Here is a 12,263-nt window from a genome sequence, read left to right as displayed (position 1 = left end):
TTATTCTCCCAGCAGACGCATCATTTCGGCTTCGTCAATCACCTCAATGCCCAGCTCCTGCGCTTTCGCCAGCTTAGAACCCGCCGCTTCGCCGGCAATCACCAGGTCAGTTTTCTTCGACACACTGCCTGCCACCTTCGCCCCCAGCGCGACGAGACGCGCTTTGGCGTCATCCCGCGATAGCTGACTCAGGCTGCCGGTCAGGACCACGGTTTTACCCGCAAAAGGGCTATCAATCTCTTCCGCCTTCACCACGACTGGCGCCGGCCAGTGAACGCCTTCGGCCAGCAGCTGCGCGATGACATCGCGGTTACTCTCTTCGGCAAAGAAGTTGAAGGTATGGGTGGCAACCACGATGCCAACATCAGGGACCTTTTGCAGCTCCTCAATGGAAGCCTGCTCCAGGGCTTCAAGAGTGCCGAAATGCGCCGCCAGGGCCGCCGCTGTCGCTTCGCCTACCTCGCGAATACCCAGAGCGTAGAGGAAGCGTGCGAAGGTCGTCTCTTTGGCTTTTTCCAAAGCATTGACCACATTTTGCGCGGACTTCGGCCCCATCCGATCCAGCCCGGTGAGTTTCCCGGCGCTCAGGCGGAACAGATCCGCCGGCGTATGGACATACTCTTTCTCCACCAGTTGGTCGATGATCTTGTCACCCATGCCGTCAACGTCGAGCGCGCGACGGGAGACGAAGTGCTTAAGCGACTCTTTACGCTGCGCGCCGCAGATAAGGCCGCCCGTACAGCGGGCTACCGCCTCGCCCTCCACTCGCTCAACGTCGGACTGACATACCGGGCAGTGGGTCGGGAAGACAACATCCCGGGCATCCGCCGGACGCTCGGAAAGCACCACATTGACCACCTGCGGGATCACATCGCCTGCCCGACGAATCACTACCTTGTCGCCGATTTTCAGACCTAAGCGTTCGATTTCATCGGCGTTATGTAGGGTGGCATTGCTCACCAGCACGCCGGCGACATGGACCGGCTCCAGGCGCGCCACTGGCGTGATCGCCCCGGTGCGCCCTACCTGGAACTCCACATCCCGGACGAAAGTCATCTGCTCCTGTGCCGGGAACTTAAAGGCCACGGCCCAGCGCGGCGCGCGGGCCACAAAACCCAACTGCTCCTGCAGCGCCAGCGAATCGACTTTGATCACCACGCCATCAATGTCAAAGCCCAGATGAGGACGATCTTCCTCGACTTTACGATAGTAAGTGAGCACTTCCTCGGGAGTATGACACAGGGTGACGCGATCGCTCACCGGCAGTCCCCATGCTTTGAACTGCTGCAAACGGGCCGAGTGGCTGGCCGGCAGCTCACCGCCCTCCAGCACGCCAACGCCGTAGCAGAAGAAAGTAAGCGGTCGCTTCGCCGTGATGCGCGGATCGAGCTGGCGCAGCGAACCCGCCGCCGCATTACGCGGGTTAGCAAACACTTTTCCGCCGGTGCGGCGCGCTTCTTCATTGATTTTTTCAAACCCGGCCTGCGGAAGGAAAACCTCACCACGCGCCTCAAGACGTGCCGGGATATTCTCGCCATGCAGCTTGAGGGGGATAGTGCGAATGGTTCGCACATTGGAGGTAATATCCTCGCCGGTGGTACCGTCGCCGCGGGTCGCGGCCTGCATCAGTACGCCGTTTTCGTAGAGAATACTCACCGCGAGGCCGTCGAGCTTAAGCTCGCAGCAGTAGGTGAGATCGTCAGTGCTTTTCAGGCGATCCTGTACCCGCTTGTTGAAGGCGAGAAAGCTCTCTTCATCAAACACGTTATCCAGCGACAGCATCGGCACTTCATGGCGGATCTGGCTGAAGGCAGTTAGTGGCGCCGCCCCCACCCGCTGAGTCGGCGAGTCCGGGGTAATCAGCTCCGGATGTTGACTCTCCAGCTCGCGCAGCTCGCGCATCAGGCGGTCATATTCCGCATCGGGCACTTCCGGTGCGTCCATAACGTGGTACAGATATTCATGATGGCGAAGCGTGGTTCGCAGTTCAGTCAGTTGTTGTTCGATCGGTTCCATATCACACCATCAATGATAAAAAACCCCCGACAGGCGGGGGTTGAGAAGGAGTTGAGATAACGCGGGACGTCAGGCGTTCGCGTCTTTCACTTCGCGAATACGATCCTGGTATTCACGCAGTTTTTGCGGCGTCATCATGCGACGCTGATCGTCAAGCACCACACCGCCCACTTCATCGGCGATATACTGCGCAGACTGCAGCATCAGCTTGAAGTTCTGCAGTTCATCACCGTAGGAAGGGACCTGCATAAAAATAGTCACCCCAGGGGTCATCATATCCGCCATGCTGTCCGGATTGAAGGTCCCCGGCTTCACCATGTTGGCCAGACTGAACAGTACCGGGCCGCTGCCATCCGGACTCAGATGGCGGTGGAAAATATTCATTTCACCAAACTTGAAGCCGGCCTGCTGGATGCTGTTGATCAGCACCTCGCCGTTAAGCTGTGCGCCGTGATGGGCGGCGACGTTCATCACAATGACCGTCTCTTTACGCTCTTTCGGCTGCGGCGCGGCAGGCTGCTGCGGCTCTACCGGCTGCGGCTCGACCACGGCGGGCTGCGGCGCGGCAACAGGCTGTGGCACAGGCTGCTGCGGGGCGGCTGGCTGCGGCTGGGCAACGGTCGGCGTCACCGGCTGCGGTGCGACGGGCTGCTGCACAACGGGCTGCGGCTGATGTTGGGGTTGCACGGACGGCTGCGCGGGCTGCGGCTGTTGCCAGCCAGGCTGCGGAGCCGCATGCGGCACAGGCTGCTGTCCCTGCGGTTGAACCGGGGCCTGGCGCGGCGATTGCTGCGGCTGGCGAACCGGTTCATCAGGACGCACAGGCTGCTGCATCTGGCGCTCGTAAGGCGGCTGGTACTGGTGCTGCGGCGCCTGACGAGGGGCTTCATGCTCCCCATGCGCGCCGTGCGGGGCGTGAGTGACCGGATGAACGCGGACTTCACCTACGCCTTCAACATTATCATCAAAGTCTTCGTTTTCCGACTCATCGTCGCGCGACTTCATACGTTTCAGTGGGCGATCGCGAAACATCGAAGAACGTTCTTTACGGCTGGTCCAAAAACCATGTACCAGTAAAGCGATTATGGCGATCGCGCCAACAATGATTAATATCAGACGCAAATCCTGCATCATTATATTCTCTGTTGTTCTAACACCTTGCCACCACGGCAAACATTTACTCACTAAGAGTATTTGCCGATTACCTCAAGTGCAAGTGCGTCGGTCGCTTTCACCACATAAAGATGAACTAAATCGTGCTTTTTGCTGTTTTTTCGAACATTTCCTAACTGGTTATTGTCTGGCGACCCGATAAAATAAGCGAGCATTCACACTGGATGTTAAAAAAGGAGCATTGCCTGGCTATGGTTTCATCATCCGCACCGACCCCGCGTAGCGGCGTTTATTATTTTTCGCAGGGCTGGAAACTCATCGGGCTGCCTGGCATACGGCGTTATGTCTTTTTGCCTTTGCTGGTTAACGTGCTGCTGATGGGCGGAGCCTTCTGGTGGCTGTTTACCCGTCTCGACAGCTGGATCCCCTCGCTGATGAGCCATGTGCCGGACTGGTTGCAGTGGCTGAATTACCTGCTGTGGCCGGTGGTGGTGCTCTCGATTCTGCTGGTGTTTGGTTACTTCTTTTCGACTATCGCCAACTGGATAGCTGCGCCGTTCAGCGGCCTGCTGGCGGAACAACTTGAAGCGCGTCTGACTGGCGCCACCCCGCCGGATGTCGGCGTCTTTGGCATCATGAAGGATATTCCGCGCATCATGAAACGTGAGTGGCAGAAGCTGGCCTGGTACCTGCCCCGTGCCATCGTGCTGTTGCTGCTCTACTTTATACCCGGCGTTGGCCAGACGGTGGCCCCGGTACTCTGGTTCCTGTTCAGCGCATGGATGCTGGCAATTCAATACTGCGATTACCCCTTTGATAATCACAAGGTTCCCTTCAAAACCATGCGCGAAGCGCTGCGCAGCCGCAAAGTGATGAATATGCAGTTTGGGGCGCTCACCAGTCTGTTTACCATGATCCCGGTGTTAAACCTGGTGATCCTGCCAGTGGCCATCTGCGGCGCCACCGCAATGTGGGTCGATTGTTATCGCGATAAACACGCGGTCTGGAAATAGCCCCAACATGTTCACCCCGGGAGCGGCTGAGGCCGCTCCTTATATCTCGCTTATTCCTTCTTGCTTATCATTATTTCCCTTCCGCATATAGATATGCTAAATCCTTACTTCCGCATATTCTTTAAGCGGGTATGCTGATGCCGTACCCCCAAATTTCATACAGTTAAGGACGGGCCATGAGTAAGATTTTTGAAGACAACTCCCTGACTATCGGTCACACGCCGCTGGTACGACTGAACCGCATTGGTAACGGCCGTATCCTGGCAAAGGTAGAATCTCGTAACCCGAGCTTTAGCGTAAAATGCCGTATCGGCGCCAATATGATCTGGGATGCTGAAAAGCGCGGCGTTTTGAAACCTGGCGTGGAACTGGTCGAACCGACCAGCGGCAACACCGGTATCGCCCTCGCCTACGTGGCGGCGGCCCGCGGCTACAAGCTAACGCTAACCATGCCGGAAACCATGAGCATTGAGCGCCGCAAACTGCTGAAAGCGCTGGGCGCCAACCTGGTACTGACCGAAGGCGCAAAAGGCATGAAAGGCGCTATTCAGAAAGCGGAAGAGATCGTCGCCAGCAACCCGGAAAAATTCCTGCTGCTGCAGCAGTTCAGCAACCCGGCTAACCCGGAAATCCACGAAAAGACCACCGGCCCGGAAATCTGGGAAGACACCGATGGTCAGGTGGACGTCTTTATCTCTGGCGTAGGCACCGGCGGTACGCTGACCGGCGTCAGCCGCTACATTAAAAACACCAAGGGCAAAAAAGATCTGATCACCGTCGCGGTCGAACCGACCGATTCGCCGGTCATCTCCCAGGCGCTGGCGGGTGAAGAGCTCAAGCCGGGCCCGCACAAAATTCAGGGCATCGGCGCCGGCTTCATTCCTGGCAACCTGGATCTGAAGCTGGTGGACAAAGTGATCGGCATTACCAACGAGGAAGCTATCTCCACGGCGCGCCGTCTGATGGAAGAAGAAGGCATCCTGGCGGGTATCTCTTCCGGGGCCGCTGTTGCCGCCGCGCTGAAGCTGCAGGAAGATGAGGCCTTTACCAATAAGAATATTGTGGTTATCCTGCCTTCCTCAGGTGAGCGTTACTTAAGCACCGCGCTGTTCGCCGATCTCTTCACTGAGAAAGAATTGCAACAGTAGTGCCAGCTTGTAAATAATGTGTAAAAAAGCACCTTTTCAGGTGCTTTTTTGTGGCATACGTCAAAGTTTTACCCCTCCTGGCATTGATTCACCTCGTAGGGTCTGGTATTTAACCAGCACATTTATTTTGATGCGCGAAATTATTCAGAAGAGGATTTCCGCCAGCTGAATCGATTTTATGATTTGGTTCAAGTCTTCCTTTCGCGGCATAATGTTTAATGACGTGCTAGACGTCAATGGCCCGCAGGTCTTCGCAGCGCCAGGCGCTGCCGACGCCAAGGCCGGAAACGTAACGCCGGCGCTAACAATACAGGCTAAAGTCGAGTCGTTAGACTAGACTTTAGGTCCACAACACTAAACCTATAAGTTGGGGAAATATAATGTTCCAGCAAGAAGTTACCATTACCGCTCCGAACGGTCTGCACACCCGCCCTGCTGCTCAGTTTGTTAAAGAAGCTAAAGGCTTCACTTCTGAGATCACTGTAACCTCCAACGGCAAAAGCGCCAGCGCCAAAAGCCTGTTCAAACTGCAGACTCTGGGCCTGACCCAGGGCACCGTAGTGACCCTCTCCGCTGAAGGCGAAGATGAGCAGAAAGCTGTTGAGCATCTGGTTAAACTGATGGCTGAACTCGAGTAAGTTCACGGGTTCTTTTTCATATCAGTCACAAGTAAGGTAGGGTTATGATTTCAGGCATTTTAGCATCCCCGGGTATCGCCTTCGGCAAAGCACTGCTGCTGAAGGAAGATGAAATTGTCATCGACCGGAAGAAAATTTCTGCCGATAAGGTTGATCAGGAAGTCGAACGTTTCCTGAGCGGCCGCGCCAAGGCCTCCGCCCAGCTGGAGGTCATCAAAACCAAAGCTGGTGAAACTTTCGGTGAAGAAAAAGAAGCCATCTTCGAAGGGCATATCATGCTGCTGGAAGATGAGGAGCTTGAGCAGGAAATCATAGCCCTGATTAAAGATAAGCACATGACTGCCGACGCGGCAGCCAATGAAGTTATCGAAGGTCAGGCCACTGCCCTGGAAGAGCTGGACGATGAATACCTGAAAGAACGTGCGGCTGACGTACGCGACATCGGTAAGCGCCTGCTGCGCAACATCCTTGGTCTGTCGATTATCGATCTGAGCGCGATTCAGGATGAAGTCATCCTCGTCGCCGCCGATCTGACCCCGTCTGAAACCGCACAGCTGAACCTGAAAAAAGTGCTGGGCTTCATCACCGACGCGGGCGGCCGTACCTCTCACACCTCCATCATGGCGCGTTCCCTGGAACTGCCGGCCATCGTGGGCACCGGCAGCATCACGGCGCAGGTGAAAAACGGCGATTATCTGATTCTCGACGCGGTGAACAACCAGGTTCTGGTCAACCCGTCTAACGAGCAAATTGAAGCGCTGCGTAATCTGCAGGCTCAGGTTGCGGAAGAAAAAGCCGAACTGGCGAAACTGAAAGATCTGCCGGCGATTACCCTCGACGGCCATCAGGTTGAAGTCTGCGCCAACATTGGTACCGTTCGCGATGTCGAAGGTGCTGAGCGCAACGGCGCCGAAGGCGTTGGCCTGTATCGTACCGAATTCCTGTTCATGGACCGTGACGCGCTGCCAACTGAAGAAGAGCAGTTTGCGGCCTATAAAGCGGTGGCTGAAGCCTGTGGCTCTCAGGCCGTTATCGTGCGTACCATGGACATTGGCGGCGACAAAGAGCTGCCGTACATGAACTTCCCGAAAGAAGAGAACCCGTTCCTCGGCTGGCGTGCCGTGCGTATCGCGATGGATCGTAAAGAAATCCTGCGCGATCAGGTGCGCGCCATCCTGCGTGCCTCCGCTTTCGGTAAACTGCGCATTATGTTCCCGATGATCATCTCTGTTGAAGAAGTGCGTGCGCTGAAGAAAGAGATCGAAATCTACAAACAGGAACTGCGTGACGAAGGTAAAGCATTTGACGAATCCATTGAGATCGGCGTGATGGTGGAAACACCGGCTGCGGCGACCATTGCTCGTCATCTGGCCAAAGAAGTTGATTTCTTTAGTATCGGCACCAATGATTTAACGCAATATACTCTGGCAGTTGACCGTGGTAATGATATGATTTCACATCTTTACCAGCCGATGTCACCGTCTGTACTGAATCTGATTAAGCAAGTTATTGATGCTTCTCACGCTGAAGGTAAATGGACTGGCATGTGCGGTGAGCTTGCGGGCGATGAACGTGCTACACTTCTGTTGCTGGGTATGGGGCTGGACGAATTCTCTATGAGCGCCATTTCCATCCCGCGCATCAAGAAGATTATTCGTAATACGAACTTCGAAGATGCGAAAGTATTAGCAGAGCAGGCTCTTGCTCAACCGACAACGGACGAGTTAATGACGCTGGTTAACAAGTTCATTGAAGAAAAAACAATCTGCTAATCCAAGAGATGCGCGGCCCAAATTACTGCTTAGGAGAAGATCATGGGTTTGTTTGATAAATTGAAATCTCTGGTTTCTGATGACAAGAAAGACACCGGAACTATTGAGATTATTGCTCCCCTCTCCGGTGAGATCGTCAACATCGAAGACGTGCCGGATGTGGTTTTTGCGGAAAAAATTGTGGGCGATGGGATTGCCATCAAACCGACCGGCAACAAAATGGTCGCGCCGGTAGACGGTACCATTGGTAAAATTTTCGAAACCAACCATGCGTTCTCTATTGAATCTGATAGCGGCATCGAGCTGTTCGTTCACTTCGGTATTGATACCGTTGAACTGAAAGGCGAAGGCTTCAAGCGTATCGCTGAAGAAGGCCAGCGCGTGAAAGTCGGCGACCCGGTTATCGAATTCGATCTGCCGCTGCTGGAAGAGAAAGCCAAGTCTACCCTGACGCCGGTGGTTATCTCCAACATGGACGAGATCAAAGAGCTGATCAAACTGTCCGGTAGCGTGACGGTGGGTGAAACCCCGGTTATCCGCATCAAGAAGTAATGCTTGCTGCATAAAAATGGCGCCGAAAGGCGCCATTTTTTTATATCGCGCTGGTCACCGGCTGATAGCACTTCTCCCGGGACAAGATGCGCAATCCCTCCGGCGTGCTCTCCAGAATACGACGCTCACTGTCAGAGACCAGCAGATCGCACTGGTACCCTCCGGCCAGGCCGAACAGCGACCGCGCTACGCAAGCATCCTCCAGCGCCGCCTCCCCTGTGGTATCAAAATGACCGACAATGCGCCCCTGTTGGCGGATCACTAACCGATAGCTTTTCATCAGTTTTTCTCCCGTGGCGGCAGGATCAGTTCGTCACACCCCTGCGCGGCAGTCCAGTTCATGACCTCCAGCACGCGCCGGGCGGCACTCTGCGTCGCCGCCCCCAGCGCCAGGCCAGTGAGCAGACCGCTCACCAGCTCTGCACAGAACAGATCGCCCGTTCCCTTCAGGTCCGTTTCCACCCGCGGGTGGGCCACCACCTCCACCGCATCGGCCGTCACCACCAGCACATTTATCGTCGAACGCGCCTCTCCCGGCGCGCTGGTGATCACCACCCATTTGAGGGTATCTGACAGCAGGCTTCGCGCCGCGGCGACCGCCTCCTGCTGATTGCGACAGCGCTGGCCGCTCAGCGTTTCCAGCTCAAACAGATTGGGGGTGATCCCTTGCGCCAGTGGCAGAAGATGCTGACGATAGGCGTCCGGGATCTCAGCCTTAACGTAGATGCCGCTGTCGACATCGCCGATGACCGGATCCACCAGAATGCACAGCCCGGGATGGCGGGCCCGCACCCGCGTCAGCCACTGCGCCAGACGTTCGATTTGCACGGCGTTGCCCATATAGCCGGTGGTCACTGCACGCAGTTCGCGCAACGCGTCGCGTTCCTCCAGCGCCTGCAGATACCCGACAAACCACTCCTCCGGAATAATGCCGCCATAGAACGTCTCATAATGGGGCGTATTGCTGAACAGTACCGTCGGCACTGCCAGCACGCGCAAACCGTGCTGTTTAATGGCCGGAACCGCGATGCTGTTGCCAACGCTGCCATAGACTACCTGGGACTGCACAGCGACGATATCGACTTCCGACGCCCGGCTTGTGTCGTGAAAGAGCACTGATTGTATGTCATCTTGCTGGCCCATCTTTTCTCCCCCCGCTGGACAGCGGGTCACGCACTGATTATGATTCGTCCTATGCTAAATTTCATTTTGTCATAGGTCAATAATGTTTACCGGAAAAACCGCCAGCGATATCTTCGATCATATCCGCCATCTGGTGCAGAGCGGTGGGTTGCGGCCCGGAGAGGTTCTGCCACCGGTACGCGAGCTCGCCAGCCAGCTGGAGGTGAATCGCAATACCGTCGCCGCCGCCTATAAACGGCTGGTCACCTCCGGGCTGGCCGTCAGCCAGGGACGAAACGGCACGGCCATTAAAGCACGGGATCCGCTGCCGGCGCTGGAGGGCGGTGACCCAACGACGCCGCTGAACGATATCTCCAGCGGCAATCCGGACCCCGCCAGACTGCCTGAATTAACCCGTTATCTGGGCCAGCTTGCCCGCACACCACGCCTGTATGGCGATGCTCCCATCGAGCCGCGGCTTGGTCAATGGGCCGAGGCGTGGTTTGCCAAAGAGATAGCGGTTCCCTTTGCGGTGAATCTCGCCAGCGGAGCGATTGACGCCCTGGAGCGTCTGCTGAGCGCTCTGCTGCTGCCCGGCGACGGCGTTGTGGTGGAAGATCCCTGTTTTCTCAGCAGCATCAATATGGTGCGTTACGCCGGTTTTACCCCCTGCCCGGTGGCGGTGGATGCCGAGGGGATGGATCCTGACGGCCTGGAGGAGGCGTTACGCAACGGCGCACGGGCGGTGATCTTAACCCCGCGCGCGCATAATCCTACCGGCTGTAGCCTGACGGAAACCCGGGCGCATGCCCTGCGGGAGGTGCTGGCCCGCTATCCGCAGGTGCTGGCGATCGTCGATGACCATTTTGCCCTGCTGTCGGCCACGCCATGGTACTCCCCTCTTCCTGCAAGCACGCAACGCTGGGCGCTGGTGCGCTCAATGTCAAAAACCCTCGGGCCAGACCTGCGGCTGGCCTTTATCGCCAGCGATGCCGATACCTCAGCGGCGCTGCGCCTGCGGCTTAACGCCGGCAGCCAGTGGGTCAGCCATCTGCTGCAGGACCTGACGCTGGCCTGTCTGACCGATGAGGCGTTTATCGCCTCGATGACGGAGACCCGTCGTCATTATCGCCAGCAGAATGAGAAACTGGCGGCGGCGCTGGCCCGGCACGGCCACAGCCATGCTACGCCTGGCGATGGCCTCAATTTCTGGCTGCCGCTGCCAGCGGCGAGCCAGCCCTACGCCTTACGCCTGGCCCGCGCCGGCTGGCTGGTCCGGGAGGGGGAAATATTTGGTGTCCGAACGCCTGCGCACGGGCTGCGCCTGTCGCTGGGCCGTCTGAGTGACGCTGAGATTTCCCGCCTGGCGGCTGATATTGCGCTGGTCTTAAACCAAACCTGATGCAGGCCGTATCATTCAGCATGTTGAAGCATCTGCCGCACAGGTGAGTGATGGCAGCTGCCGATAAACTAATGAAAAAGTAAACGAAAGCAGGCACAGTCTTACCTGCATACCCTGCTCGCCCGGACGAATAAAACAGTCCCGGTGGCGGAAAAATCGCTCACAAGAAGGAGCACCAGAGATGCATCACACTGACCTGGCACTGAAGGCGGTCATTGAAGCCTGCGACCGCGCTATCTCACAGGAAGATTACGATACCCTGATGGCCTATTACGCAGAAGACGCCGCGCTGGTCGTCAAACCGGGCATGGTGGTCAGAGGGAAAGAGAATATCCGCAAAGCCTTTATCGCCATTGCCGACTATTTCCAGCACCGACTGGTGGTGACTCAGGGGAAAATGGAGGTTATTGAAGGCGGCGGCAATGCGCTGGTGATTATGGAGACCCGGCTGGATATCCCGACGGCGGACGGGATATCCCAGGTCACACGGCGCGCCACCTATGTCTTTCAGAAGCAGGGCGAGCGCTGGCTGTGTACGGTCGATAACTCCTACGGCACCGACCTGCTTGATGATTAAATGCCAGCCCCCTGGCTAAAATGTTCTTCGCCGAACACGCCGGTGGAAAGGTAACGATCGCCGCGATCGCAGACGATCGCCACCACCACCGCGCCAGGATTTTCACGGGCAATGCGTAACGCGCCCGCCACCGCGCCGCCGGAACTGACCCCGCAGAAAATGCCTTCCCGCACCGCCAGCTGGCGCATGGTATTCTCGGCATCCTGCTGATGAATATCCAGCACCGCATCCACCAGCGAAGCGTTAAAGATCCCCGGCATATACTCTGCCGGCCAGCGACGGATCCCGGGAATACTGCTGCCCTCTTCCGGCTGCAGGCCGACAATGGCCACCGGTTTACTCTGTTCGCGCAAAAAGCGCGATACGCCGGTAATGGTGCCGGTGGTCCCCATGCTGGAGACAAAGTGGGTGATACGTCCCGCGGTCTGCTGCCAGATTTCCGGCCCGGTGGTAGTGTAGTGGGCGTAGGGGTTATCCGGGTTGTTAAACTGATCGAGCAGTTTGCCCTCTCCGCGCTGCGCCATCTCAAGAGCCAGGTCGCGGGCCCCCTCCATTCCCTGCTCTTTGGTGACCAGAATCAGCTCGGCGCCGTAGGCACGCATCGCCGCCCGGCGCTCCTGGCTCATGTTGTCAGGCATCAGCAGCTTCATGTGATAGCCTTTCAGCGCGGCGATCATCGCCAGCGCAATACCGGTGTTACCGCTGGTCGCTTCGATCAGCACGTCGCCGGGCTGAATTTCGCCGCGCTTTTCCGCTTCGACGATCATTGACAGCGCGGCGCGGTCTTTCACCGAGCCGGCCGGATTATTGCCTTCGAGTTTGACCCAAACTTCACTGCCGTTGTCCGGGCCCAGACGCTGAAGCTTGACCAGAGGGGTATTGCCGATGGTGTGTTCGAGTGTATTCACGA

Annotated in this window: 12 protein-coding genes; 7 read left to right on the top strand and 5 right to left on the bottom strand. The window is 57.0% G+C overall.

The window, feature by feature from the left end; all coding sequences use genetic code 11:
• Both ligA and zipA read right to left on the bottom strand, forming a co-directional pair.
• Positions 1-2,016 carry an NAD-dependent DNA ligase LigA gene (ligA, locus tag DTA24_RS07380; protein WP_123836622.1) on the bottom strand — a complete coding sequence of 672 codons (2,016 nt, stop codon included), beginning with the start codon at positions 2,014-2,016 and terminating at the stop codon, positions 1-3.
• A gap of 69 nt (positions 2,017-2,085) precedes the next feature.
• A complete protein-coding gene (gene zipA / locus DTA24_RS07375; RefSeq protein WP_044649661.1) occupies positions 2,086-3,150 on the bottom strand; it encodes a cell division protein ZipA in 1,065 nt (354 codons plus the stop codon).
• Positions 3,151-3,380: 230 nt separating this feature from the next.
• Here zipA and cysZ point away from each other — a divergent pair, with 230 nt between their 5' ends.
• The 5 genes from cysZ (at position 3,381) to crr (ending at position 8,252) form a co-directional block, all read left to right on the top strand.
• Positions 3,381-4,142: a sulfate transporter CysZ gene (cysZ, locus tag DTA24_RS07370; RefSeq protein ID WP_012540943.1), complete on the top strand. Its 762-nt coding sequence runs from the start codon at positions 3,381-3,383 to the stop codon at positions 4,140-4,142.
• 176 nt (positions 4,143-4,318) lie between these two features.
• Positions 4,319-5,290: a cysteine synthase A gene (gene cysK / locus DTA24_RS07365; protein WP_012540942.1), complete on the top strand. Its 972-nt coding sequence runs from the start codon at positions 4,319-4,321 to the stop codon at positions 5,288-5,290.
• Between the two features lie 380 nt (positions 5,291-5,670).
• Entirely contained in the window at positions 5,671-5,928 is a 258-nt protein-coding gene (gene ptsH / locus DTA24_RS07360) for a phosphocarrier protein Hpr (protein WP_002913505.1), read from the top strand.
• Positions 5,929-5,972: 44 nt separating this feature from the next.
• Positions 5,973-7,700: a phosphoenolpyruvate-protein phosphotransferase PtsI gene (gene ptsI, locus DTA24_RS07355; RefSeq protein WP_008803874.1), complete on the top strand. Its 1,728-nt coding sequence runs from the start codon at positions 5,973-5,975 to the stop codon at positions 7,698-7,700.
• 42 nt (positions 7,701-7,742) lie between these two features.
• Positions 7,743-8,252, top strand: coding sequence for a PTS glucose transporter subunit IIA (crr, locus tag DTA24_RS07350; protein ID WP_008803873.1), 510 nt, complete (start codon positions 7,743-7,745; stop codon positions 8,250-8,252).
• A 40-nt stretch (positions 8,253-8,292) separates the two neighbouring features.
• On the opposite strand, the gene DTA24_RS07345 is transcribed toward crr, so the two are convergent.
• Entirely contained in the window at positions 8,293-8,532 is a 240-nt protein-coding gene (locus DTA24_RS07345) for a hypothetical protein (protein WP_012540941.1), read from the bottom strand.
• A complete protein-coding gene (pdxK, locus tag DTA24_RS07340) occupies positions 8,532-9,395 on the bottom strand; it encodes a pyridoxine/pyridoxal/pyridoxamine kinase (protein WP_123836621.1) in 864 nt (287 codons plus the stop codon). Before pdxK ends, DTA24_RS07345 begins: the two co-directional genes overlap by 1 nt.
• A gap of 82 nt (positions 9,396-9,477) precedes the next feature.
• Here pdxK and ptsJ point away from each other — a divergent pair, with 82 nt between their 5' ends.
• On the top strand, positions 9,478-10,776 hold the full coding sequence (gene ptsJ / locus DTA24_RS07335; protein WP_123836620.1) for a transcriptional regulator PtsJ: 1,299 nt from the start codon (positions 9,478-9,480) through the stop codon (positions 10,774-10,776).
• Between the two features lie 181 nt (positions 10,777-10,957).
• Positions 10,958-11,353, top strand: a complete 396-nt coding sequence (locus tag DTA24_RS07330; RefSeq protein WP_008803870.1) for a YybH family protein — start codon at positions 10,958-10,960, stop codon at positions 11,351-11,353.
• On the opposite strand, the gene cysM is transcribed toward DTA24_RS07330, so the two are convergent.
• The gene (gene cysM / locus DTA24_RS07325; RefSeq protein ID WP_012540938.1) at positions 11,350-12,261 is read right to left on the bottom strand and encodes a cysteine synthase CysM; all 912 of its coding nucleotides are present in this window, start codon (positions 12,259-12,261) and stop codon (positions 11,350-11,352) included. The two genes, DTA24_RS07330 and cysM, sit on opposite strands and share 4 nt — an antisense overlap.
• Positions 12,262-12,263: the final 2 nt, after the last annotated feature.

Origin of the sequence: Klebsiella sp. P1CD1 (genome assembly GCF_003790505.1) — a bacterium.
Lineage (GTDB): Bacteria > Pseudomonadota > Gammaproteobacteria > Enterobacterales > Enterobacteriaceae > Klebsiella > Klebsiella variicola.
The sequence above is the reverse complement of the archived record's forward strand: the minus strand, read 5'-3'. Positions and strand labels throughout refer to the sequence as shown.

Bases quoted from the DNA above. Each gene is read 5' to 3' on its own strand.
- ligA (WP_123836622.1), bottom strand. From the start codon at position 2,016: ATGGAACCGATCGAACAACAACTGACTGAACTGCGAACCACGCTTCGC.
- zipA (WP_044649661.1), bottom strand. From the start codon at position 3,150: ATGATGCAGGATTTGCGTCTGATATTAATCATTGTTGGCGCGATCGCC.
- cysZ (WP_012540943.1), top strand. From the start codon at position 3,381: ATGGTTTCATCATCCGCACCGACCCCGCGTAGCGGCGTTTATTATTTT.
- cysK (WP_012540942.1), top strand. From the start codon at position 4,319: ATGAGTAAGATTTTTGAAGACAACTCCCTGACTATCGGTCACACGCCG.
- ptsH (WP_002913505.1), top strand. From the start codon at position 5,671: ATGTTCCAGCAAGAAGTTACCATTACCGCTCCGAACGGTCTGCACACC.
- ptsI (WP_008803874.1), top strand. From the start codon at position 5,973: ATGATTTCAGGCATTTTAGCATCCCCGGGTATCGCCTTCGGCAAAGCA.
- crr (WP_008803873.1), top strand. From the start codon at position 7,743: ATGGGTTTGTTTGATAAATTGAAATCTCTGGTTTCTGATGACAAGAAA.
- DTA24_RS07345 (WP_012540941.1), bottom strand. From the start codon at position 8,532: ATGAAAAGCTATCGGTTAGTGATCCGCCAACAGGGGCGCATTGTCGGT.
- pdxK (WP_123836621.1), bottom strand. From the start codon at position 9,395: ATGGGCCAGCAAGATGACATACAATCAGTGCTCTTTCACGACACAAGC.
- ptsJ (WP_123836620.1), top strand. From the start codon at position 9,478: ATGTTTACCGGAAAAACCGCCAGCGATATCTTCGATCATATCCGCCAT.
- DTA24_RS07330 (WP_008803870.1), top strand. From the start codon at position 10,958: ATGCATCACACTGACCTGGCACTGAAGGCGGTCATTGAAGCCTGCGAC.